This window comes from Blastococcus sp. SYSU D00820, from assembly GCF_054050695.1.
Window position 1 is genome coordinate 112,185 of sequence record NZ_JBJGZW010000009.1, and the last position, 23,036, is coordinate 135,220.

Annotated in this window: 19 protein-coding genes; 14 read left to right on the top strand and 5 right to left on the bottom strand. The window is 77.0% G+C overall.

The window, feature by feature from the left end; all coding sequences use genetic code 11:
• Nucleotides 1-29: 29 nt before the first annotated feature.
• From ACI79R_RS11955 to ACI79R_RS11970, 4 genes are all read left to right on the top strand, one after another.
• Nucleotides 30-794 (top strand): biosynthetic peptidoglycan transglycosylase, encoded by a 765-nt coding sequence (locus ACI79R_RS11955; protein ID WP_456573844.1) that lies wholly within the window; start codon nt 30-32, stop codon nt 792-794.
• Nucleotides 795-897: 103 nt separating this feature from the next.
• On the top strand, nt 898-1,374 hold the full coding sequence (locus ACI79R_RS11960; protein ID WP_456573845.1) for an anthrone oxygenase family protein: 477 nt from the start codon (nt 898-900) through the stop codon (nt 1,372-1,374).
• 47 nt (nt 1,375-1,421) lie between these two features.
• The gene (locus ACI79R_RS11965; RefSeq protein ID WP_456573846.1) at nt 1,422-4,604 is read left to right on the top strand and encodes an ATP-dependent helicase; all 3,183 of its coding nucleotides are present in this window, start codon (nt 1,422-1,424) and stop codon (nt 4,602-4,604) included.
• Nucleotides 4,601-7,951 carry an ATP-dependent helicase gene (locus ACI79R_RS11970; RefSeq protein WP_456573847.1) on the top strand — a complete coding sequence of 1,117 codons (3,351 nt, stop codon included), beginning with the start codon at nt 4,601-4,603 and terminating at the stop codon, nt 7,949-7,951. The genes ACI79R_RS11965 and ACI79R_RS11970 overlap by 4 nt, the downstream gene beginning before the upstream one ends.
• Nucleotides 7,952-7,954: 3 nt before the next feature.
• Here ACI79R_RS11970 and ACI79R_RS11975 read toward each other — a convergent pair whose 3' ends face one another.
• Complete coding sequence (locus ACI79R_RS11975; RefSeq protein ID WP_456573848.1) at nt 7,955-8,803, bottom strand: alpha/beta fold hydrolase; 849 nt, start codon at nt 8,801-8,803, stop codon at nt 7,955-7,957.
• Nucleotides 8,804-8,861: 58 nt separating this feature from the next.
• On the opposite strand from ACI79R_RS11975, the gene ACI79R_RS11980 reads away from it, so the two are divergent.
• From ACI79R_RS11980 to nudC, 6 genes are all read left to right on the top strand, one after another.
• The gene (locus ACI79R_RS11980) at nt 8,862-10,280 is read left to right on the top strand and encodes a M20/M25/M40 family metallo-hydrolase (protein ID WP_456573849.1); all 1,419 of its coding nucleotides are present in this window, start codon (nt 8,862-8,864) and stop codon (nt 10,278-10,280) included.
• The gene (locus ACI79R_RS11985) at nt 10,277-11,878 is read left to right on the top strand and encodes a serine/threonine-protein kinase (RefSeq protein WP_456573850.1); all 1,602 of its coding nucleotides are present in this window, start codon (nt 10,277-10,279) and stop codon (nt 11,876-11,878) included. Before ACI79R_RS11980 ends, ACI79R_RS11985 begins: the two co-directional genes overlap by 4 nt.
• 54 nt (nt 11,879-11,932) lie before the next feature.
• Complete coding sequence (locus tag ACI79R_RS11990) at nt 11,933-12,814, top strand: DUF2510 domain-containing protein (protein ID WP_456573851.1); 882 nt, start codon at nt 11,933-11,935, stop codon at nt 12,812-12,814.
• Between the two features lie 88 nt (nt 12,815-12,902).
• Nucleotides 12,903-14,213, top strand: a complete 1,311-nt coding sequence (locus ACI79R_RS11995; protein WP_456573852.1) for a M16 family metallopeptidase — start codon at nt 12,903-12,905, stop codon at nt 14,211-14,213.
• Nucleotides 14,210-15,586, top strand: coding sequence for a M16 family metallopeptidase (locus tag ACI79R_RS12000; RefSeq protein ID WP_456573853.1), 1,377 nt, complete (start codon nt 14,210-14,212; stop codon nt 15,584-15,586). Before ACI79R_RS11995 ends, ACI79R_RS12000 begins: the two co-directional genes overlap by 4 nt.
• Nucleotides 15,583-16,536: an NAD(+) diphosphatase gene (gene nudC / locus ACI79R_RS12005; RefSeq protein ID WP_456573854.1), complete on the top strand. Its 954-nt coding sequence runs from the start codon at nt 15,583-15,585 to the stop codon at nt 16,534-16,536. Before ACI79R_RS12000 ends, nudC begins: the two co-directional genes overlap by 4 nt.
• On the opposite strand, the gene ACI79R_RS12010 is transcribed toward nudC, so the two are convergent.
• The 3 genes from ACI79R_RS12010 to ACI79R_RS12020 form a co-directional block, all read right to left on the bottom strand.
• On the bottom strand, nt 16,533-17,087 hold the full coding sequence (locus tag ACI79R_RS12010) for a uridine kinase (protein ID WP_456573855.1): 555 nt from the start codon (nt 17,085-17,087) through the stop codon (nt 16,533-16,535). The genes nudC and ACI79R_RS12010 overlap by 4 nt on opposite strands.
• A 95-nt stretch (nt 17,088-17,182) precedes the next feature.
• Nucleotides 17,183-17,803, bottom strand: coding sequence for an ANTAR domain-containing protein (locus ACI79R_RS12015; protein ID WP_456573856.1), 621 nt, complete (start codon nt 17,801-17,803; stop codon nt 17,183-17,185).
• Nucleotides 17,804-17,940: 137 nt separating this feature from the next.
• On the bottom strand, nt 17,941-18,198 hold the full coding sequence (locus ACI79R_RS12020) for a mycoredoxin (protein ID WP_456573857.1): 258 nt from the start codon (nt 18,196-18,198) through the stop codon (nt 17,941-17,943).
• Between the two features lie 118 nt (nt 18,199-18,316).
• Here ACI79R_RS12020 and ACI79R_RS12025 point away from each other — a divergent pair, with 118 nt between their 5' ends.
• The 4 genes from ACI79R_RS12025 (at nt 18,317) to ACI79R_RS12040 (ending at nt 21,627) form a co-directional block, all read left to right on the top strand.
• Nucleotides 18,317-20,350, top strand: coding sequence for an ATP-dependent helicase (locus tag ACI79R_RS12025; RefSeq protein ID WP_456573858.1), 2,034 nt, complete (start codon nt 18,317-18,319; stop codon nt 20,348-20,350).
• Between the two features lie 177 nt (nt 20,351-20,527).
• The gene (locus ACI79R_RS12030) at nt 20,528-20,905 is read left to right on the top strand and encodes a hypothetical protein (protein WP_456573859.1); all 378 of its coding nucleotides are present in this window, start codon (nt 20,528-20,530) and stop codon (nt 20,903-20,905) included.
• A gap of 222 nt (nt 20,906-21,127) precedes the next feature.
• The gene (locus tag ACI79R_RS12035; protein ID WP_456573860.1) at nt 21,128-21,397 is read left to right on the top strand and encodes a WhiB family transcriptional regulator; all 270 of its coding nucleotides are present in this window, start codon (nt 21,128-21,130) and stop codon (nt 21,395-21,397) included.
• Nucleotides 21,398-21,462: 65 nt separating this feature from the next.
• On the top strand, nt 21,463-21,627 hold the full coding sequence (locus tag ACI79R_RS12040; protein WP_456573861.1) for a hypothetical protein: 165 nt from the start codon (nt 21,463-21,465) through the stop codon (nt 21,625-21,627).
• Nucleotides 21,628-21,671: 44 nt separating this feature from the next.
• Here the strand turns inward: ACI79R_RS12040 and ACI79R_RS12045 are convergent, their stop codons facing one another.
• Nucleotides 21,672-22,991 (bottom strand): ABC1 kinase family protein, encoded by a 1,320-nt coding sequence (locus tag ACI79R_RS12045; protein ID WP_456573862.1) that lies wholly within the window; start codon nt 22,989-22,991, stop codon nt 21,672-21,674.
• Nucleotides 22,992-23,036 lie beyond the last annotated feature (45 nt).

The window sequence follows — 23,036 nt, forward strand, 5'->3', positions numbered from 1 at the left end:
CGGGGAGTGCCGCGGGATCGACTGGTCCCGTGCCCGAGACCGCCCTCGCCCCGTCGCCCCGTCCACCGTTCGCGGCCGTCCCCACCCGGGCCCGGCGCCGGGTGCTGCGCCGGCTCGCGCTCGCCGTCCTCACGGTGCCGGTCGTGCTCGCGCTCGCCCTCGCGGGGGCCTGGCTCGCCACGCCGGGCGTGGACGACGCCCGCGCCCGGGTCGACGCGCTGCTCGCCGCCACCGGGGGCACGCCGCTGACCGGCGAGCTGCCCGAGCGCCTCGTCGTCGCCGTCCTGGCCACCGAGGACAGCCGGTTCGCCGACCACCCCGGCATCGACTGGCGCGGCGCGCTCCGGGCTCCGCTCGGCGTCGTCCTGGGCCGCGACCTGGGCGGCTCGACGCTCGAGCAGCAACTGGCCAAGAACCTCTACGGCGACGGCGACACCGGTCCGGCGGCCAAGGCGCAGGCGGTCGTGCTGGCGCTCAAGCTGTCGGCCGGCTGGACCAAGGAGGAGGTCCTGCGCATGTACCTCGACACCGCTTACTACGGGCACGGGTACACCGGCGTGGTCGCCGCCAGCGAGGGCTACTTCGGGGTCCCGCCGGGCGAGCTCTCCTGGGCGCAGGCCAGCCTGCTCGCCGGCCTGCTGCAGGCGCCGAGCGCCTACGACCCGGTCGTGCACCCGGAGCTCGCCGCGGCCCGGCAGGCCCACGTGCTCGACCGCCTGGTCGACGTGGGCGCCCTCTCCCGGGCCGAGGCCGACGACGTGGGGGACCAGGCGTGGGAGCTGGTCGCCGGCTGACGGCGGAGGGCATGGACCGGCTCGACGCCGGCCGGTTGGCTGACGTCATGCCCGTGGTGCCCGCCACCGTCCCCCACCGGAGCGCCACCGCGGGAGCCGGCCGGTGACCGGGACGGCCGTCGTCGTCGCGGCCGCCGTGGGCAGCGGCCTGGTGGCCGGCGTCTTCCTCGCGTTCTCCGGCTTCGTCATGCGCGCGCTGGGCAGCCTGCCGCCGGCCGCGGGCGCCGCGGCGATGCGGGCGGTGAACGTCGCGGCGGTACGGCCACCGCTGATGACCGCCCTCTTCGGCACGGCGCTGCTGCACGTCGTCGCCGCGATCGGCGTCCTGGCCGGGGGACCGCTCGACCGGTCCGGCGTGCTGGTCCTGGCCGGTGCCGTGGCGTACCTGGCCGGCCTGGTGGGGGTGACCGCCGTCGCCAACGTGCCGCTGAACGACCGGCTGGCGGCGACCGAGCCGGGCAGCGCCGACGAGGCCGCGTCGTGGGCCCGGTACACCCGCCGGTGGACCCGGTGGAACACCGTCCGCACCGTGGCCGGGACGGTGGCGGCCGCGGCGATGGCGGTGTCGCTCGCCGGCTGACCAGCGGTGCCCCGGAACTGTCGGCCCCGCGTGCTTCCATCGGGGACGTGGCAGTGCGGGGGGACGTCGAGCCGGTCTACCGGCTCGTGCAGCAGGAGGAGGCGCCGGCGGCGGCCCGGCCGCGGCTGGACCCGACCCAGCAGGCGGTCGTCGACCACCCCGGCGGCCCGCTGCTGGTGCTCGCCGGCCCGGGCACCGGCAAGACGACGACGATCGTGGAGGCCGTCGCGGCCCGCATCGACCGCGGGGTCGACCCGGAGTCCATCCTCGTCCTGACCTTCAGCCGCAAGGCCGCCGCCGAGCTCCGCGAGCGGATCACCGCCCGCGTGGGCCGCACGATCCGCGAGCCCCTGGCCCGCACCTTCCACTCCTACGCCTACGGCGTGCTGCGCCGGGCGGCCGTGCTCCGCGGCGAGGCGCCGCCCCGGCTCCTCACCGCCGCCGAGCAGGACGCCGTCGTCGCCGAGCTGCTCTCCGGCGACCTCGCCGAGGAGGGCGCGGTCCGCTGGCCGGAGTCGCTGCTGCCGGCGCTGGCCACCAACGGGTTCCGCGGCGAGCTGCGGGAGCTGCTGCTGCGGGCCACCGAGCGCGGCATCGGCGCCGACACCCTCGCCACGTGGGGTCGCGAGCTGGGGCACGACGCGTGGGTGCACGCTGCGGCCTTCCAGGAGCAGTACGAGGCGGTGACGGCGTTCGCCACGGCCGCCCGCGGCGAGGCCTCCGGCTACGACCCCGCCGAGCTGGTGCGGGCCGCGATCGCCGAGCTCGAGGGCGACGACGAGCTGCTGCGCCAGGAGCGGGAGCGGGCGCGCTGGCTGTTCGTCGACGAGTACCAGGACACCGACCCCGCCCAGGTCGAGCTGCTGGAGCTGCTCGCCGGCCGCGGCGGTGACCTCGTCGCCGTGGGCGACCCCGACCAGGCCATCTACGCCTTCCGCGGCGCCGAGCCGCGCGGCATCGTCGAGTTCCCCGACCGGTTCCGGCACGCCGACGGCCGGCCCGCGGCCCGCGTCTCCCTCGGGGTCTGCCGGCGGTCGGGGCCCGAGCTGCTGGCGATCAGCCGCAGGGTGGCCGAGGGGCTGCCCGGTCCGTGGGAGCACCGCCGGCTGCAGGCGGTGCCCGGCGCCGACCCGGGGTCGGCCGAGGTGCACGTGTTCGGGTCCACGGCGGTCGAGGCCGCCTACGTCGCCGACGTGCTGCGCCGGGCCCACCTGCTCGACGGCGTGCCGTGGTCGGAGATGGCCGTCGTCGTCCGCAGCATGCTGGCCCTCGGGCCGCTGCGCCGCGCGCTGTCCTCGGCCGGGGTGCCGGTCGCCGTCTCTTCCGACGAGCTGCCGCTGGCCGCCCAGCCGGCCGTCGCGCCGTTCCTCAGCGCGCTCACCGCGCTGCTGCCCCGCGCGGCCGACGCCGGCCCCGCCCTCGACGAGCCCGCCGCCGAGGCGCTGCTGGCCTCCCCGCTGGGCGGCGCCACCGTGCTCGACCTGCGCCGGCTGCGCCGGGCGGTGCGCATCGCGCTCGCGCAGCAGGGGGTCGACGCCGCCGAGCGCGGCGCTCCGCTGGCCACGGCGCTCACCGACGAGCCGCTGCTGGAGGCACTGCCCGAGTCGGTGTCCCTGCCGGCCCGGCGGGTCGCCGGGGTGCTCGCCGCCGGGCGGGCGGCGCTGGCCGCCGACGGCTCCGCCGAGGACGTGCTCTGGGCGATGTGGCAGCGCAGCGGGCTGGCGACGCGCTGGGCGCGGGCCAGTGCCGCGGGCGGCGCCGCCGGCGCGGTGGCCGACCGCGACCTCGACGCGGTCGTCGCGCTGTTCGACGCCGCGGCCGGGTTCGTCGACCGGCTGCCCTCGGCCGACGTCCGGGCCTTCGTCGAGCACCTGGCCGCGCAGGAGCTGCCCGGCGACACCGGTGCGGCGCGGGCCACCGCCACCGAGACGGTGCGACTGCTGACCGCGCACGCCAGCAAGGGCCTGGAGTGGGACGTCGTCTGCGTCGCCGGGGTGCAGGAGGGCGTGTGGCCCGACCTGCGCGACCGCGGCTCGCTGCTGGCCACCGAGGTGCTCGTGGAGCGGGCCGCCGGCATCGACGGCACCGCGGTCGACCGGCGCACCCTCGCGCTGGCCGAGGAGCGCCGGCTGTTCTACGTGGCCTGCACCCGCGCGCGCCGCCGGCTCGTGGTCACCGCGGTGGAGGGTGCGCTCGACGGCGCGGAGGCCGGCGCCACCGCCTCCCGCTTCCTCGACCTGGTCGTCCCGCCCCCGGAGGACGGCCGGCCCCTGACCCCCCTGCCGCGGTCGCTGACCCTGCCGGCGCTGGTGGCCGAGCTGCGCCGGGCGCTGACCGATCCGCACACCCCCGCCGAGCGCCGGTCGGCGGCGGCCGCGGTGCTGCGCCGGCTGGCCGAGGAGCGGGTGCCCGGCGCCGCCCCCGGCGACTGGTGGGGCCTGCCGCCGCTGTCCGACGACGCCCCGCTGGTGGCCGAGGACCTCCCGGTGCGGGTGCGCCCGTCGGCGATCGAGACCTTCCAGCGCTGCCCGCTGCGCTGGGTGCTGGGCGCGGTGGGTGCGGAGGCCTCGCCCGACGCCACCCGCACCGTCGGCTCGGCCGTGCACGCGGTGGCGCAGAAGGTCGCCGACGGGCTGCCCGCGGCCGAGGCCCGCGCCGCGCTGGCCGCCGAGCTCGACCAGCTCGACCTGGGGCCGGGGTGGTCCGACCAGCGGCAGCGCGACTCCGCGCACGACATGCTCGACCGGTTCCTGCGCTGGCACGCGGCCAACGGCCGGGAGCTGCTGGCCGCCGAGGAGGACTTCGACGTGACCGTCGGCCGGGCCCGCATCCGCGGGCAGGTCGACCGGCTGGAGCGCGACTCCGACGGCCGCCTGGTCGTCGTCGACCTGAAGACCGGCAAGAGCGCGGCCCGGGAGATCGACACCCACGGCCAGCTGGCCGCCTACCAGGTGGCGATCGCGGCGGGTGCCTTCGGCGACCACGGCAGCACCCCGGGTGGCGCCGCCCTGCTGCAGGTCGGGTCCGGGGCGAAGGCCAAGGAGCAGCACCAGCCGCCGCTGCCGGCCGACGCCCCGGTGGAGCAGACCTGGGCCGGCGAGCTGGTGGCCACGGTGGGGGAGGGCATGGGCGCGGCGACCTTCGAGGTGCGCACCGGCACGCACTGCCAGCGCTGCCCGGCCCGGAAGAGCTGCCCCCTGCAGGAGCGCGGCCGGCAGGTGACGGCATGAGCCCCCGGCACGGCGCCAGCGCTCGCCACGGCACGGCGCCCGACGAGGCGCAGCTGTCCTTCGACGAGCTCTTCGACGTCCCCGCGCCGGCGCCGGCCCCGCGGCGGCTGCTCGACCCGGCCGAGGTGGCCGCCCGCTGCGGGCTGTCCTACGCGCCGTCCCCGGAGCAGGCCCGGGTGGTCGCCGCCCCGGCCGACCGTCCGCTCGTGGTCGTCGCCGGTGCCGGGTCGGGCAAGACCGAGACCATGGCCGCCCGGGTCTCCTGGCTGGTCGCCAACCGGATCGTCGAGCCCGAGGCCGTCCTCGGGCTGACCTTCACGCGCAAGGCCGCCAGCGAGCTCGGCGAGCGGATCCGGCTGCGGCTGGGCGCGCTGGCCCGCCATCCCGAGACCGAGCAGGACCTGCGCGACCGGCTGGAGATCGCCCAGCCCACCGTGTCGACCTACCACGGGTACGCCGCCTCGCTGGTCGCCGAGCACGGCCTGCGGATCGGCGTCGAGCCCGGCGCCGGCGTGCTGGGCCCGGCGATGTGCTGGGGGCAGGCCACCTCGGTGGTCGCTGGCTACACCGGCGACATGGCCGACGTGCCGCTGTCGCTGCTGACCACGGTCGAGGACGTGCTGGCGCTGGCCGCCGAGATGGGCGAGCACGACGTCAGCCCCGCGGCGCTGCGGGCCTGGACCGCCCGCCTGGAGGCGCAGATCGTCGGCTACGCCGACGCCCCGAAGAAGAAGGGCCCGTACAAGGACGTCCTCGACATGCTCGCCCGGCAGCGGGCGCGGGTGGCGCTGCTGCCGCTGGTCGAGGCCTTCGAGGCGCGCAAGCGCGCGGCCGGTGCCATCGACTACGCCGACCAGGTGGCGCACGCCGCACGGATCGCCGTCTCCGCACCCGAGGTCGGCCGGCGCGAGCGGACCCGCTGGAAGGTCGTGCTGCTCGACGAGTACCAGGACACCAGCGTCGGCCAGCTCCGGATGCTCGAGGCGCTGTTCGGGCGGGCCACCGGCCACCCGGTGCTCGCCGTCGGCGACCCGCGCCAGTCGATCTACGGCTGGCGCGGGGCCTCGGCCGGCACGATCGAGCGGTTCGCCCGCACCTTCGCCGGCACCCGCGGCAAGGAGGCCCAGCGGCTCACCCTGGCCACCAGCTGGCGCAACGACGGCGCCGTCCTCGAGGTGGCCAACGCCGTCGCCGGGCTGCTGCCGGCCCCCGACGTGCCGCTGCCCGACCTGGCACCCGCGCCCACGGCCGGCCGCGGCTCGGTGGTCGTCGGGCTCTACGACACCGTCGCCGACGAGACCGAGGCCCTGGCCGACCGGCTGGCCGCGTGCTGGCAGGGCACCGACCCGGTGGTGCCGCCGCGGCCGGACGGCCGGCCGCCGACGGTCGCGGTGCTGGCCCGCACCCGCAAGCAGCTGCCGGGCATCGCCGCCGCGCTGCGCGCCCGCGGCCTGCCGGTCGAGGTCGTCGGCCTCGGCGGCCTGCTCGAGGTGCCCGAGGTGTCCGACGTCGTCGCCACGCTCACCGTGCTGGTCGACCCCACCGCCGGCGACGCGCTGGGCCGGCTGCTCACCGGGGCGCGCTGGCGGATCGGCCCGCGCGACCTCGCCGCGCTGGAGGCCCGCGCCCGGGCGCTGGTGCACGCCCGCCGGCCGGAGCCACCGGCCGGGCAGCCGGCTCCCGCGGAGCCGCCGCAGGAGCGCGGCAGCATCGTCGAGGCCCTCGACGACCTCGGCGATGCGTCCGGCTACTCGACCGCCGCCTACCGGCGGCTGCGGCGGCTGGCCCGGGAGCTGGGCCACCTGCGCACCCGCCTCGGCGACCCGCTGCCCGACCTCGTCGACGAGGTCGCCCGCACGCTGGGCCTGGAGACCGAGCTGGCCAGCACGCCCGGCGTCAGCCCGGCCGGCGCCCGCGCGCACCTCGACGCGCTGCACGCCGTCGCCGCGGAGTTCACCGAGCTGGCCGAGCTGCCCTCGCTGCCGGCGTTCCTCGGCTACCTCAAGGACGCCGAGGAGCGCGAGCGCGGGCTGGAGCCCGGCGAGGTCGCGGTCAACCCCGAGGCGGTGCAGCTGCTCACCGGGCACTCGGCCAAGGGCCTGGAGTGGGACGTCGTCGCGGTGCCCGGCATGACCGCCGACCAGTTCCCCGCCCGCAGCGACACCAGCGACTCGTGGATCCGCGACCCCGGCGCCATCCCCGCCGACCTGCGGCTCACCGACCGCGAGGAGCTGCCCCGGCTCCGGCTGCCGGTGCCCGGCTCGGGCGACCAGGCGGTCGTGAAGGCCGCCCTCGAGGACTACGTGCAGGAGTGGAAGGACTTCGGCCTGGCCGAGGAGATCCGGCTCGGCTACGTCGCGGTCACCCGCGCCAAGCACCTGCTGCTGTGCTCGGGCAGCTGGTGGCGCGACGGGGTGAAGCCGTGCGGGCCCTCGGTGCTGCTCGACACCGCCCGGCGGGCCTGCACCGCCGGCGCGGGGGTGGTCGTCGCGTGGGCCGAGCCGCCGGCCGAAGGGGCCACCAACCCGGCGCTGGAGGAGTGGCCGGTCGGCATCTGGCCGGCCGATCCGCTCGCGCCGGCCCGGCGGCGGGCGCTCACCGCGGCGGCGGAGCTGGTCGAGAACGCCGCGCCGCACCCGCTCGACGTCGAGCGCACCCTCGGCGGCGGCGACGAGCTGGTCGAGCAGTGGGTCCGCGACGCCGACCTGCTGCTGCGCGAGCGGGCCCGGATCGCCAGCCCGACCGTCGACGTCCCGCTGCCCTCGCACCTGTCGGTGTCCGCGCTGGTGACGCTGCGCCGCGACCCGGCCGAGCTGGCCCGCCGGCTGCGCCGGCCGATGCCGGCCGCCCCGGCGCCGCAGGCCCGCCGCGGCACCGCCTTCCACGCCTGGCTGGAGGAGCGCTTCGGCGCCTCCCGGCTGCTCGACCTCGACGAGCTGCCCGGCTCCGGCGACGAGCTGGCCGTGCCCGACAGCTCGCTGGCCGGCCTGCAGGAGGCCTTCCTCGCCGGCGAGTGGGCCGACCGGCAGCCGATCGAGGTGGAGGTGCCGTTCGAGACGCCGCTGGGGCCGCTGACCCTGCGGGGCCGGATCGACGCGGTCTTCGCCCGCCCCGACGGCGGCTTCGAGGTCATCGACTGGAAGACCGGCCCGCCGCCCACCGCGGCCGAGCTCTCCGCCGTCGGCGTGCAGCTGGCCGCCTACCGGCTGGGCTGGTCGCGGCTCACCGGCGTGCCGGTCGAGCAGGTCAGCGCCGGCTTCCACCACGTGCTGGCGAACACCACCGTGCGCCCGGTCGACCTGCTCGACGAGGCCGGGCTGCTCGCGCTGGTCTCCGGCACGGGGTGAGGGTCAGGTCGAGGCGATCCGGTCGATGATCGCCGCGGCCAGCGCCTCCGGCGCCTGCTCCGGGATCCAGTGCGAGACACCCGGCAGCTCGACGAACCGGTAGTCCCCGGTCACGTGCGCCGCGCAGCCCTCGGCGGCGACCCGGCCGATCGCGACGTCGGCGTCGCTCCACACGTAGGTCGTCGGCACCGCCACGTCGTCCACCGGGATGTCGGAGCTCATCGCCCGGTACCAGTTCAGCGCCGCGGTGAGCGCGCCGGGCGCGGACAGCACCGCGACGTACTCGTCGACCGCCTCGGCGGGGACGGCCCACCCGCCCTCGCTGCCGAACATCCGCCGCAGCCGCCGGGCGTCGTCGGCCAGCAGCACCTCCTCGGCCTTGCCCGCCTGCCAGAACAGCCGGATGTAGGCCGAGCGCTCCCTCTGCTCCGGATCGCTGCGGTACGCCGCGGTGTAGGCGGCCGGGTGCGGCACCGAGACGGCGGTCAGCGAGCGCACCCGGTCCCCGTGCCAGGCCGCCAGCGCCCAGGCCGCGTTGGCGCCCCAGTCGTGCCCGACGACGTCGGCCACCGGCGCGTCGAGCTCGGTCATCAGGTCGGCGGTCACCTGGGCGAGGTGGGTCAGCGCGTAGGCATCCACCTCCGCCGGCCGGGCGCCGGGGGAGTAGCCCAGCTGGTCCACGGCGTACGTGCGCAGCCCGGCCTGGGTGAGCAGCGGGGTGACCGCCGCCCACGACAGCGACGTCTGCGGGAAGCCGTGCAGGAGCAGCACCGGCCGGCCGTCCTCGGGCCCATCGGCCCGCACGTCGAAGGTCAGGTCGCCGACGTCCACCCGCTGCAGTCCTCCGGCCATGGCCGCGACGCTAGCCCGGCCCAGGAGGCGGCGCGCCCGCGCCACTACCGTCGTCGGGGTGACCAGCCCGGAACGCGAGTACGTCCGCGCCCACCTCGACGACCTGCACGCCGACCTCGACGCGTGGCTGCGCATCCCGTCGATCTCCGCCGATCCGCTGTCGGCCCCGGCGGTCGCCGAGAGCGCCGAGTGGCTGGCCGAGGCGCTGCGCCGCACCGGGTTCCCGACCGTGGAGATCTGGCCGACCCCCGGCGCGCCGGCGGTCTACGCCGAGTGGCCCAGCGCCGACGCCGGCGCCCCCGTCGCGCTCGTCTACGGCCACCACGACGTCCAGCCGGTCGACCCGCTGGAGCTGTGGGAGCACCCGCCGTTCGAGCCGACCGTGGTGGAGGGTCCCGACGGCCCGGAGCTGCACGCCCGCGGCGCCATCGACGACAAGGGCAACGTCGCCTTCCACCTGCTCGGCATCCGCGCCCACCTGGCCGCCACCGGCCGCGACACCCCGGCGGTCACGGTGAAGCTGCTGGTCGAGGGCGAGGAGGAGTCCGGCTCGCCGCACTTCGCCGACCTGCTGCGCGAGCGCGCCGACCGGCTGCGCTGCGACGTCGTCGTGGTCAGCGACACCGGCATGGCCGCGCCCGACGTGCCCAGTGCCGTCGTCGCCATGCGCGGGCTGGCCGACGCCGAGATCACCCTGCGCGGCCCCGCCGTCGACCTGCACTCGGGCTCCTTCGGCGGCGCGGTGCCCAACCCGCTGCACGCGATGGCCGAGCTGCTCGCCGCGCTGCACGACGAGCAGGGGCGGGTCACCCTCCCCGGCTTCTACGACGCCGTCCGCCCGCTGACCGACCGCGAGCGGGAGCTCATGGGCCGGGTGCCGTTCGACGAGCAGGCCTGGCTGGCCGGGCCGGCCGCCTCCCGCGCGCTCGCCGGCGAGGCCGGCTTCAGCACCCTGGAGCGGATCGGCGCCCGCCCGACCGCCGAGGTCAACGGCATGTGGGGCGGCTACACCGGCCCCGGCCACAAGACGATCATCCCCGCCGAGGCACACGCCAAGCTGACCTTCCGCCTGGTCGCCGACCAGCGGCCGGCCGACATCGGCCCGATGCTGCGCGCCTGGGTCGCCGAGCGGGTGCCGGCCGGCATCGAGGCGGAGGTGCACACCCCGCCCGGCGGCGTCTCCCCGTGCGCCAGCGATCTGGACTCCCCGGCCATGGACGCCCTCCTCGCCGCCATCGGCCAGGCCTTCGACACCGATCCCGGCGCGGTGCTGTTCACCCGCGAGGGCGGCAGCGGGCCGGAGGCCGACCTGGTCGACGTCCTCGGCGCACCGCTGCTGTTCCTCGGCGCCGGCCTGCCCACCGACCGCATCCACTCGCCGAACGAGCGGGTGCTGCTGCCGATGCTCCACCGCGGCGCCGAGGCGGCCGCCCACCTGTGGCGGGAGCTGGCCGCCCAGGCCGCGTCCGCGCGGTGACCGGGCCGGAGGGGCAGGAGTTCGGTCCGTACCGGGTCCTCGGCGTCCTGGGGCGCGGCGGGATGGGACAGGTGCTGCGCGCCCACGACGCCGAGCACGAGCGGGACGTCGCGCTCAAGGTGCTGCCGCAGGCGTGGGCCGGCGACGAGGGCTACCGCGAGCGGTTCCGCCGCGAGGCCCGGATCGCCGCCCGGCTGCACGAGCCGCACGTCATCCCGATCCACCGCTACGGCGAGATCGACGGGCAGCTGTTCCTCGACATGCGGCTGGTCGAGGGGGAGGACCTCGGCTCGCTGCTGGCCCGCACCGGCCCGCTGGACCCCGCCCGCGCCGTCGACGTCGTCGGCCAGGTCGCCCGCGCCCTGGACGCCGCGCACGCCGGCGGGCTGGTGCACCGCGACGTCAAGCCGTCCAACGTGCTGCTGGTGGCCCGCGCCGACGGCCGTGACCTGGCCAGCTCGGCGGCGGGGGAGGACTTCGCCTACCTCGCCGACTTCGGCATCGCCCGCGTGACCGACGAGGGCACCGGGCCGGGGCTCACCGGCACCGGGCTGGCCATCGGCAGCACCACCTACATGGCGCCCGAGCGGTTCGGCCGCGGCCCCCTGGACGGCCGCGCCGACGTCTACTCGCTGGCCTGCGTGCTGGTCGAGCTGCTCACCGGCCGCCCGCCGTTCCCGCCCGGCGACCCCGTGGCGCTGATGCACGCCCACCTGCACGAGCAGCCCGAACCGCTCTCGGCCCGGCGGCCCGGCCTGCCCGCCGCCCTCGACGCCGTCGTGGCCCGCGGCCTGGCCAAGGACCCCGCGCAGCGGTGGCCCAGCGCCGGTGAGCTGGCCGCCGCCGCCCGTGCCGCGCTCGCCGGCAGCGGCGTGCCGGTGCCGGCCGGTCCCGACGACCGGACCGCGGTCGGTCCCGTCCCGCCCGCGGACGGCGCCCGCGCGGCGACCCGCGTCGAGCCGGTCGCCGCGCCCTCCCGCCCCGCGGCGGCCACGGCGGCGCCCGCACCCGCCGGCCGCCGCCGGGGCGCCGCGCTGCCCTGGGCGCTGACCGCCGTGCTCACCGCCGCGGTGGTGGCGCTCGCCGTCGTCCTGGTGCTGGTCGACCGCGGCCGCGACGCCGCGGCCGCCGACGCCGTGGAGAACGCCGACCGGCTCCTCGCCCTCGCGCTGCCCGAGGGCGTGACGCCGGGCGACTGCGCCGTCGAGGAGCCGACCGGCGACGCGCTGCGCGAGCTGACCTGCCCGGACGGCGACCCCGACGCCGAGCTGCCCGACGGCACCTACACCGCGCTGCCCGGCACCGCCGCGCGTGACGGGTTCGCCGACGACCGCGAGCGCGAGGACTGGCCGCGGCTGGAGGACGTCTACGACTGCGGCGGCGGCGACACCCCGCAGGGCTGGCTCCCGGTCACCGATCCCGACGACCGGGTGGTCGGCCGGCTCGCCTGCTACGTCGACGACGAGACCGACGCCGTCCTCACCTGGACGTGGGACGACCTGGGTACCCGCGCCGTCGTGGAGGTGCGCGGGGGTGGCGAGGACGGGCTGCGCAGCCTGGCCGGCTGGTGGGACGGCGCCGCCGACCGCGGCCACTGACGCGGAGGACGGCGCTGCGCCGCCGTCCCCCCTCCGCGCCCTACCCTGAGCCCCGTGACGGGACCAGGGGAGCAGAGCGCGCCCGCGGGGTGGTACCCCGACCCCGACGGGGCGCCCGGGATGGTGCGCTGGTGGAACGGGGTGAGCTGGTCGGACGTGACCACGCCGGCCGGGCCGGGCGTCGCGGTCCGTTCCGCACCCACGCTGGCCCCGCCCCGCCCGGTCCCGCCGGTGCCCCCGCCGGCCACCGCGCGCTCCGGTGGGCGCACCACCGCCTGGATCGTGGCCCTGTCGGTGATCGGCCTGGTCGTCGTGGTCGTCATCGCGCTGCTGGTCGGGCGCGGCAGCGACGGCGCCACGGGCGTCGAGGCCGGCCCTGCGGTCAGCGACCCGTCGACGCCGGCCGGGCCGACCTTCCCGCCGGGCACGGTGCGCATCGTCGACGAGGCGGCCGGCATCGCCTATCCGTTCCTCGGCGACGGCTGGTACGAGTACGACCTCGGCGAGATGAACGAGACCAGCGAGGTCGCCGGCCAGTACTTCACCACCCAGGACCAGACGCCCGCCGGCATCTTCATCGCGCAGTGCACCTCGGGCCCGCTGGTGCCGAGCTTCGGCTACGCGGGCGAGGGCACCCTCGCGACCACCGTGCAGGCCGTCGCCGACAGCGCCCGCCGTAACTACTACCCGGCGCCCAACGAGCAGCGGATCCTGCGCGACGAGGCGCTGACCGTGGACGGCGCGCCCGCGCACCTCATCGAGTTCGACCTGTCCTGGGACGTCGAGGGCTACGACGCGACCGGCGAGCGGGCGGCGCTGCTGCTCATCGACGTCGGCCGCGCGGCGCCCGCGCTGCTGTACATCTCGATCCCGAACACGCACGCGGAGCTGTACGGGACGATCGACCGGGTCCTCGACGCCGTCGAGGTGCTGTGACATCGCGGTCCTCCGGACCGCGCTGCGGCCGGCTGCCGTTCCCGTGACCACCCGGCGGCAGATCTCCCGCCGCGGTTAGGGTCGGGACGTGACAGCAGCTGGGGCCGACCTCACCCTCCGGCACCCGGTGGAGCGCTTCCGCCTCGACAACGGCCTGCGGGTCGTCCTCGCGCCCGACCGCAGCGTGCCGGTCGTGGCCGTGACGGTCTTCTACGACGTCGGGATGCGCAACGAGCCCGAGGGCCGCACCGGTTTCGCCCACCTCTTCGAGCACCTGATGTTCCAGGGCTCGGCGCACGTGCCGAAGATGGAGCACGCCCGGTTGGTCCAGGCCGCCGGCGGCACCTTCAACGGCTCGACGCACCAGGACTACACCAACTACTACGAGGCCCTGCCGGCCGAGGCGCTCGAGCGGGCGCTGTTCCTCGAGGCCGACCGCATGGCCGCCCCGGCGATCACCGCCGAGAACCTCCGCAACCAGATCGACGTGGTGAAGGAGGAGATCCGGGTCAACGTGCTCAACCGGCCCTACGGCGCCTTCCCCTGGCTGCAGCTGCCGCAGATCGCCTTCGACAGCTTCGCCAACACCCACGACGGCTACGGCTCCTTCGTCGACCTGGAGTCCTCCACGGTCGACGACGCCGCGGACTTCTTCTCCCGCTACTACGCCCCGGGCAACGCCGTCCTCTGCATCGGCGGCGACCTCGACGTCGCCGAGACCGAGCGGCTGGTGCAGCGCTGGTTCGGCCCGGTCGAGGCACGTGACGTGCCCCCGACGGTGGCCACCGGCGAGCCCTCGCCGACCACGGTCCGCTCCGGCGTCGTGGAGGACCGGCTGGCCCCGGCCCCGGCGGTCGCGCTCGGCTGGCGCGTGCCCGACCCGGTCGGCGACCTCGACACCTACCTGGGCACCGTGCTGCTCGCCGAGCTGCTCAGCGAGGGCGACGCCTCCCGGCTGGAGCGCCGGCTGGTCCACCAGGACCGGCTCGCCGTCGCGCAGAGCAGCTACGTGGGCCTGTTCGGCGACCCGTTCGACGTCCGCGACGCCACGCTGCTCACCACCCAGGTGCACCACCCGGCCGCCGTGCCCGTCGACGCCGTCGTCGGCGCGGTGCACGAGGAGATCGCCGCGGTCGCCCAGCAGGGCGTCGAGCCCGCCGAGCTGGCGCGGGTGCAGGCCCGCACCGAGGCGCAGCTGCTGCGCCAGGCCGACAGCGTGCTCGGCCGCACCCTCGGCTTCGCCGCCGCGGAGCTGGTGCACGGCCGCGCCGAGCTCGCCGGTGAGCTCGCCGCCCGGCTGGCCGCGGTCACCCCGGAGCAGGTGCAGACGGCGGCCCGCGGGCTGGACCCGGGCACCGTCGCGGTGCTGGAGCTCAAGGCCACGGGAGGCCAGCGATGAGTGCGCCCGTCCTCGACCTGGACCTCGTGCCGCCGCTGGGCGAGCCGCGCCCGCAGCCCGACCTCGCGGTCACCGAGACCACCCTGCCCAGCGGCCTGAAGGTCGTCGTCGTCCCGCGGCCCGGCGTCCCGCTGGTCGAGCTGCGGCTGCGCGTGCCGTTCGCCGCCGGCACCGCGCGCGCGGCGCACCAGCACACCGCGCGCGCCGCCGTCCTCTCCGGCGCGGTGCTGCTCGGCACCGAGGCGCACGACCAGACCCAGATCGCCCAGCTGCTCCAGGAGCACGGCGGGGAGCTGTCGGTCTCCACCGACCCCGACCGGCTGCTGTTCTCCACCACGCTGCTGGCCGAGGGGCTCGGCCCGGTGCTCGGCGTGCTGGCCGAGCTGCTGACCTCCGCCACCTACCCGGCCGACCTCGTCGAGGCCGAGCGCGCCCGCGTGGCCGAGCGGATCTCGATCGCCCGCTCGCAGCCGGGTGTCATCGCCCGCATCGCGCTGGCCGAGCGCCGCTACGGCGCGCATCCCTACGCCCTCCAGCTGCCCGCCGCCGAGCAGGTCGGCCTGGTCCGCGGGACGGCGCTGCGCAAGCTGCACCGCGAGCGGGTGCTGCCCGCGGGCAGCACGCTGGTGCTGGTCGGCGACCTCGACCCGGCCGCCGCGGTCGACGCCGCCGGCACGGCGCTGGCCGGCTGGACCGGCGAGGGGACGGCGGTCGCCGCCCCGGCCGTGGCCGAGCGCACCCCCGGCGCGCTCCAGGTCGTCGACCGCCCCGGCGCGGTGCAGTCCAACCTGCGCCTCGGCGGGCCGGCCCCCAGCCGCACCGACGCCGACCTCGCCGCCGTCCGGCTGGCCAACATGGTCTTCGGCGGGTACTTCTCCTCGCGCCTGGTCGAGAACATCCGCGAGCGGCGCGGCTACACCTACAGCCCGCGCAGCTCGGTCGACCACCTGGCCGCGGCGTCGTCGTTCGTGGTCGAGGCCGACGTCGCCACCGAGGTCACCGGCCCGGCGCTGCTCGAGACGGTGTACGAGCTCGGCCGGATGGCGCTGCTGCCGGTCACCGACGCCGAACTCGACGGCGCCCGCCGCTACGTGCTGGGCAGCATGGCGCTGTCCACGGCCACCCACGCAGGGCTGGCCAGCACGCTGTCGGCGATCGTCGGCGCGGGCCTGTCCCCGGACTGGCTGGCCGAGCACCAGCGCGCCCTGGCCGGGGTGACCGTCGAGGAGGTCCAGGCCGCGGCCCGCCGGTACCTGGCGCCCGACGTGCTCACCGCCGTGGTCGTCGGCGACGCCGGCCGGGTGAGCGAGCCGCTGGCCGCCCTCGGCCCGGTCGAGGTCGTCGCCCCGCCGGCGCAGACCGAGCCCGCGTGACCGTCCCGGCCGGCGGCAGCACGCCCGCGGACAACCCGGATCCGGAGACCTGGCCGCGCGACGACCGGCCGACCACCGGCCGGGTGCCGCTGCTGGCCCGGTCGGCGCACGACCGCAACCACCTGGCCCGCGCCGAGGCCGACCCGGCCGGCGGCCGGCCGGTCCGGGTGCTCACCGTCGACGAGCGGCGCACCGTGCCCGTCTCCGAGGGCGACGCCGGCCCGCGGCTGGTCTGGGACGAGCAGCCGGCCCTGCCGGCGGGCGCGGTCTACCTCGGCGAGGCCGACGGCGTGCCCTACGCGGCGGTCCGCGGGGAGCGCAGCCTGACCGTCAACGGCCGGCCGGTGGACGCCTGGAGCGGCCTGCGCGAGCTGGGCGCCGACCTCGCCGACCTCGACGCCGGCCTGCTGGTCGAGGCGATCGGCATCCTGGAGTGGCACGAGCGGGCCCGGTTCAGCCCGCTGTCCGGCGCGGCCACCACCATCGAGCGGTCCGGCTGGGTGCAGCGCGACCCGGTCACCGGCGCCGAGCTGTTCCCGCGCACCGACCCGGCGGTGATCATGCTGGTGCACGACGGCGGCGACCGGTGCGTGCTCGGCCGCCAGGCGGTCTGGCCGCCCGGGCGGTTCTCGATCCTCGCCGGGTTCGTCGAGCCGGGGGAGTCGGCGGAGCAGGCGGTCGCCCGCGAGGTGGCCGAGGAGGTCGGCGTCCGCGTCACCGACGTCCGCTACGTGGCCAGCCAGCCGTGGCCGTTCCCGCAGTCGCTGATGCTCGGTTTCACCGCGCGGGTCGACGGCGACCAGGACCTGCGGGTCGATCCGACCGAGATCGAGGAAGCCGCCTGGTTCACGCGGGACCAGCTGCGCTCCGGCTCGGGTCCGCGCGCCCTGCCGCCGTCGATCTCCATCGCGCGCACGATCATCGACCGCTGGCTGGACGGCGACCTCTAGGCGGCGAACCGGCCCTGCAGCACCAGCGCCGGGTGGTCCGCGGAGTCGGCCAGCACCACGGCGTCGGCCAGCGCGGTGGGGTCCACCTCGTCGTCGTAGCGGTCGAAGGCCGGCAGCTCCCAGGCCTGGTCGGAGGGCGTGCGCCGGCGCCGGGCGGCCGGCGCCACCCGCAGGTGGACGACGGCGTCGAAGGCCAGCCCCAGCCCCTGCAGCAGCGCCCCGGCGACCAGGAGCACCCCGCCGGCGGGCATCGGCACGCGCCCGGCCCGGGCGGCCCGGTCGCGCTCCAGGTCCCACAGCACCGGCAGGTAGTGGCCCGAGCCACCGGGGCCGAGCGGGTCGAGCACCTCCCGGGAGAGCGCCCCGGCGTCCAGCCAGTCGGTGTAGCGCGCGTCCGGGTCGGTGCGCCCGTGCTCCAGCCGCAGCGAGGCGGGCCGGTAGAAGCCCGGCGCGGGGACGACGGCCGCCGGCCGACCGCGGGGCGGCAGCCGCTCGGCGATCGCCCGGGCGAGGTCGACGGGCGCGGCGACGTCGGGACCGTCGACGGCCACCCGCAGCGCGGTGGCGCCGGCCTCGGGGGGCAGGTCGGCCAGGAGACCGGCCAGCCGGTCGGCCAGCGCGGCGGGGGAGAGCGGTTCGGGACGGGTCAGGGCCGGCCGTCCGCCGCGGGGACCGCGGCCGCCCGGGTGCGGGTGCGCCGGCCGCTCGGCCCGCGGGGCGCGGGCGGCAGGGCAGTGGTCTCCTCGGCGGCGGGCGCTGCGGTCAGCGGGACGGCGGGCCGCTCGTCGAGACCCTCCAGCACCTCGCGCGCGAGCTCGTGCACCGGGCGGCCCTCGGCGCGGGCCTGGCCGCGGATCAGCTCGAACGCCGAGCGCGGGCTGGTGCCGTGGCGCTCGGCGAGCACCCCGATCGCGCGCTCGGTGGACACCCGCGCGGCCAGCGCGTGCTCGAGCTGGGCGACGGTGCGCTCCAGCGCGGCGATGCGCATGTCGCGGGGGTCGGCGTCGGGATCGGCGGCCGGGCCGGCGGGACCGCGGGCGGCACGGCGGGCCGTGCGGTCGGGGTCGGTCGGGGTGCCGCTCTCCTCGGCGAACAGGTCGGCCAGCGACAGGCCCTCGACGAGGTCGCCGACCTCCTCGGCGGACCCGGGCGACATGACCGACCACCCGCGGGCGGTGCGGACCACCATGACCGCCGGCACGGACGCCGTCAGGTCGGCGTCCGCGCGGGCAGCCGCATCGGCGGCGTGCTCGACGCTGGAGCTCACGGCACGGGCCTCCACGCAGACGTCCAGCCCGGCAGGGCCCGGGCACCGGCCGCCGGTCGCGGCCTCCTCGGAGGCCGATCATGCCAAGCCGGCGGCCGGTGTGCGTAGCGCACGCGCCGAGGCGCGCCGGTCCGGTGTCAGGCGAGCTGCGCGAGCTGGGCCTTCACCTGGTCGATGCTCGGGTTGGTCAGGGCCACGCCGTCGGCGAAGACCAGCGTCGGAACGGTGCGGTTGCCCCCGTTGGCCTTCATGACGACGTCCGCGGCGCCCTCGGTGACCTCGATGTCGACCTCGGCGAACTCGATGCCCTCGCGCTGCATCAGCTTCTTGAGCCGGTTGCAGTAGCCGCACCAGGTCGTCGTGTACATCGTCACCGCGGCAGCCGCAGCGCTCATCGCAGGTCCTCCAGGGTCCGGTCGTGGCGGCGCCCGTCAGGGCGTCCCCACGCGGCAACACCACCGCGGTGGGGATGCTTCCCCGTCGCTGTCGGCGGGGGCTGGGAGTATCGGTCGGGTGAGCACAGCGCAGCGGGTCCCGGAGCCGTCGGCCGGAGCGGAGGCGGTGCTGGCGGGTCTGGACGACGAGCAGCGCGCCGCCGCCTCGGCGGTCACGGGTCCGGTCTGCATCCTCGCCGGTGCCGGCACCGGGAAGACCCGCACGATCACCCACCGCATCGCCTACGGCGTGCACGTCGGGGCGTTCGTCCCCGAGCAGGTCCTGGCCGTCACGTTCACCGCGCGTGCGGCGGGGGAGCTGCGCGGCCGGCTGGCCCAGCTGGGCGTCGGCGGCGTGCAGGCCCGCACCTTCCACGCCGCGGCGATGCGGCAGCTGCGCTACTTCGCCCCGCGGGTGCTCGGCGGGCCGCTCCCGCCGCTGGTCGAGAACAAGCTGCGGGTGGTGGCCACGGCCGCGGCCCGTGCCCGGCTGACCACCGACCGCACCAGCCTGCGCGACCTCGCCAGCGAGATCGAGTGGGCCAAGACGACGCTGGCCACGCCGGAGGACTACCCGGCCCGGGCGGCCGCCGCCGGCCGCGACCTGCCGTTCGAGGCCGCCGCCGTGGCGCAGGTCTACGCCGGCTACGAGTCGGCCAAGCAGCGCGACGGCGCGCTGGACTTCGAGGATCTCCTGCTGGTCACGGCCTTCGCCCTCGAGGAGCACGACGACGTCGCCCGCCAGGTGCGCGCCCAGTACCGGCACTTCGTCGTCGACGAGTACCAGGACGTCAACCCGCTGCAGCAGCGGCTGCTCGACGCCTGGCTCGGCGGCCGCGCCGAGGTCTGCGTGGTCGGCGACCCCAACCAGACCATCTACTCGTTCACGGGTGCGAACCCGGACTACCTGCTCGGCTTCGCCGACCGCTATCCCGACGCCGAGGTGGTCAAGCTCGAGCGCGACTACCGCTCCACCCCGCAGGTGGTCGGGCTGGCCAACAAGCTGATCGGCCAGGCGCCGCGCCGCAAGGGCCTGCCCGGGCTGCGGCTGCTCGGCCAGCGTGCCGAGGGCGCCGAGCCCCGCTTCGTCGAGCACCCGGACGAGCCGGCGGAGGCCGCGTCGGTGGCCGCGGCCTGCCGGGCGCTCATCGACGCGGGCACGCCGGCCGCCGAGATCGCGGTGCTGTTCCGCATCAACGCCCAGTCCGAGGTCTACGAGAACGCGCTCGCCGCGGCCGGCGTGCCCTACGTCCTCAAGGGGGGCGAGCGGTTCTTCGAGCGGCCCGAGGTGCGCGAGGCGGTGCTGCTGCTGCGCGGCGCCGCGGCCGGGGGCAGCGAGCCCGGGGCGCTGGTGCCCACCGTCCGCGACGTGCTGGCCTCCACCGGCTGGGTCGAGCACCGGCCGCCGCCGGGTGGCGCCGCCCGCGACCGGTGGCAGTCCCTGGCCGCGCTGGTCGACCTCGCCGTCGACCTGGTCGCCGAGAACCCCTCGCTCGACCTCCCCGGCTTCGTCACGCACCTGGCCGAGCGGGCCGACGCGCAGCACGCGCCGACCGTCCAGGGCGTCACGCTGGCCTCGATGCACGCGGCCAAGGGCCTGGAGTGGGACGTCGTCTTCGTCGTCGGCCTGGTCGACGGCGTCCTGCCGATCGCCCAGTCGCTGTCCCGGCCCGAGGCGGTCGAGGAGGAGCGGCGGCTGCTCTACGTGGCGATCACCCGGGCCCGCGAGCAGCTGACCCTCTCGTGGTCGCTGGCGCGCAACCCCGGGGGCCGGCGGTCCCGCCCGCGCAGCCGCTTCCTCACCGGCCTGGCCCCGGAGTCCGGGCCCACGGCGCCGCCGGCCCGCAAGCCGGCGAAGAAGCAGAAGGTCGTGCTCGAGGGCGAGGCCGGCGAGCTGTTCGAGCGGCTGCGCGCGTGGCGCAGCGCGACCGCGCAGGAGGCCTCCGTGCCGGCCTACGTCGTCTTCACCGACGCGACGCTGCAGGCGATCGCGGAGTCCCGGCCCGGCACGCTGCGCGAGCTCGGCGCGCTGCCCGGGATCGGGGCCCGGAAGCTCGAGCTCTACGGCGCCGGCGTTCTGGCCACGGTCAGCGGCGAGTCGGTCACCGTCTGACACGGCAGGGCGGTCCGGGTGGCCGCCGTCCGACGACTGGGGGACGCGGTCGTTAATTGCGTTGACCCGCTTCCGCGGGTCCCCCTACTGTCCAACTCGCGCTCGGGGAGCCCGAGCGCGCCAGACCCGAGAACGGCCGAACGGCCGGGCTCCGACCCCGGGAGGAGGGGCGTTCCTGTGATCAGCACGCTGGACATGTGCGCCCTCGCCGGGGTCTCCGGCCCGGGCAGCCTCGTCGCGCGTCCGCGCTACGCCGTGGTCCGGTCGATGACGCCGTTCGACCTGACCGGCAGCGCCTCGGCTGCCTTCCTCGCCCCGCACGAGGGCACCGGTCTGCCCGCCGCCGACTGCACCGCCGAGCCGTTCGGCACCGCTCCGTTCGGCACCGCTCCGTTCAGCACCGCCTGGTTCGGCGCAGTGGTGCCCGGCGCCCCGCGGACGACCGAGTTCGTCGACGTCCCGCGCACCGGCGATGTCCTCCGCAACGGCGACGTCCAGCGCACCGACAACAGCACCACCCTCGGGATCCGATCCCCGGGGAGACCCCTGAGCTAGCCGCTCACCGGTCCTCCTCGAGGCCGCGGAACCCGAATCCCGGGATCCGCGGCCTCTTCGCTTTCTCCTCCGCGGCACCCGGCCCCGACCGACCGGTCGGCGGGCCCCCGCCGGCCGTGCCACGAACGAGTACGAGGAGGAGCGGCTGTGCCGCAGACGATCGAGCGACCGACGTCCTCCCGCCGCCCCGGGTCGTCCCGGACCGGTGGACATCTCCCGCGGGTGCCGCGCACCCCCGTGGCTCCTGCCCCGGTGCGGCGCCCGCTGCCCTGCCGGCAGGAGGAGCGGGACCTGTGGTTCGCCGAGACCCCGGCCCAGCTGGAGGAGGCCAAGGCCCTCTGTGCCGCCTGCCCGGTGCGGGACGCCTGCCTGGCCGGCGCGCTGTCCCGCGGCGAGCCGTGGGGCGTGTGGGGCGGCGAGATCTTCGAGCGGGGCGTGGTCATCGCCCGCAAGCGCCCGCGGGGTCGTCCCCGCAAGGTGGTCGCCGCGTGAGCGGCGGACCGCGGAACTCCTCCGGAACAGCGAGTACGCCCAGATCTGCGATTCGAGGGACCGAGATGTACAGCTACGAGTACGACCTGGCCTGCGACCACCTCGCCGAGCTGCGGGCGCAGGCCGACGCGGCGACGCGCATTCGCCGGCTACGGGCCGCCCGCCGCTGGGCCCGCCGCGCCGAGTACGCGACGCTGCGCGCCGCGCGCGCCAGCGCTGCCGTCCGCTGAAGGAACGACCCCGGTGTCCCGACCCTGGTCGGGACACCGGGGTCTCAGCCCGTGAAGCCGGGCAGCCACTCCTCGAGGACGGCGCGGAAGTCGCCGGCGGCGTCGAGCTGGCACAGGACGCCGATCGAGCCGATCGTCACCCGGTGGATCATCAGGTAGGCCGGCGGCAGGTTCAGCTGGCGGCCGAGCCTGCTGGCTTCGTTCCGCGGATCGGCGACCCGCGCGGCCTGCTCCTGCATCCACGCGCGGGTGAAGTGGAAGTGCCGGTCCTCGATGGGGGCCAGCAGCGGGCGCAGGTAGTCCAGCACCCCCTGGGCGTCGACCTCCATGCCCGGTCGCACGAAGCCCTCGGTGCGCAGGTCGACCAGGACGTCGTCCGCGCGGCCCTCCAGCGCCCAGCGCAGCAGCCGCCCGATCGGCTCCGGGTGCCCGTCGGGCAGCCGCGCGGTGGCTCCGAAGTCGATGACGCCCAGCCGGTCGCCCACCAGCCGGAAGTTGCCGGGGTGCGGATCGGCGTGCAGCAGGCCGGCGCGGGCCGGCGCGGAGAAGTGCAGCTCGGCCATCAGGATCCCGGCGCGGTCGCGCTGCTCCCGGGTGCCGTCGGCGATGATCCGCGAGAGCGGCGTGCCCTCCAGCCACTCGGAGACGATCACCTTGGGCGCGCTGGCCACCACCCGCGGGACGACGATGTGCGGATCGTCGACGTAGGCGGCGGCGAACTGCCGCTGGGCGTCGGCCTCCAGCCCGTAGTCCAGCTCCTCGATCACGCGGGCCTTGAGCTCGGCGATCAGCGGCTTGACGTCCATGCCCGGGAACAGGGCGGCGAACAGCCGCGCGAACCGGGCCAGCTGGTTGAGGTCGGCCATCAGCGCGGTGGCCGCGCCCGGATACTGGATCTTGACCGCGACGTCCCGGCCGTCCCGCCAGGTCGCCCGGTGCACCTGCCCGATGCTGGCCGCGGCGGCGGGCTGGTCGTCGAAGTGCCGGAAGCGCTCGCGCCACTTGCCGCCCAGCTGCTGGGCCAGCACCGCGTGCACGGTGCGCACCGCCATCGGCGGCGCCTCCTCCTGCAGCTTGACCAGGGCCTCGCGGTAGGGGGCGGCGACCTCCTCGGGCACGGCCGCCTCGAAGACCGACAGCGTCTGGCCGAGCTTCATGGCCCCGCCCTTGAGCTGGCCGAGGACGGCGAACAGCTGCTCGGCGGTGCGCTGCTGCAGCTCCGCGGCGACCGCGTCGGCCGGCCGGCCGGACAGGCGCTTGCCGATGCCCAGGGTGGCGCGACCGGCGGCGCCGAGCGGGAGTGATGCCAGCCGGGCCGTCCGTGCGACCGACCCCCGCGGGATCTCCCGTCCCGTGTCGCCCACGTGCCCTCCTCGCCGGCGCCGGTCGGCGGCCGCCCCGCTGCAGTG

Excerpts from the sequence above, each read along its gene's own strand:
- ACI79R_RS11970 (WP_456573847.1), top strand. The coding sequence starts at position 4,601 with ATGAGCCCCCGGCACGGCGCCAGCGCTCGCCACGGCACGGCGCCCGAC.
- ACI79R_RS12040 (WP_456573861.1), top strand. The coding sequence starts at position 21,463 with ATGTACAGCTACGAGTACGACCTGGCCTGCGACCACCTCGCCGAGCTG.
- ACI79R_RS11975 (WP_456573848.1), bottom strand. The coding sequence starts at position 8,803 with ATGGCCGGAGGACTGCAGCGGGTGGACGTCGGCGACCTGACCTTCGAC.
- ACI79R_RS12020 (WP_456573857.1), bottom strand. The coding sequence starts at position 18,198 with ATGAGCGCTGCGGCTGCCGCGGTGACGATGTACACGACGACCTGGTGC.
- ACI79R_RS12000 (WP_456573853.1), top strand. The coding sequence starts at position 14,210 with ATGAGTGCGCCCGTCCTCGACCTGGACCTCGTGCCGCCGCTGGGCGAG.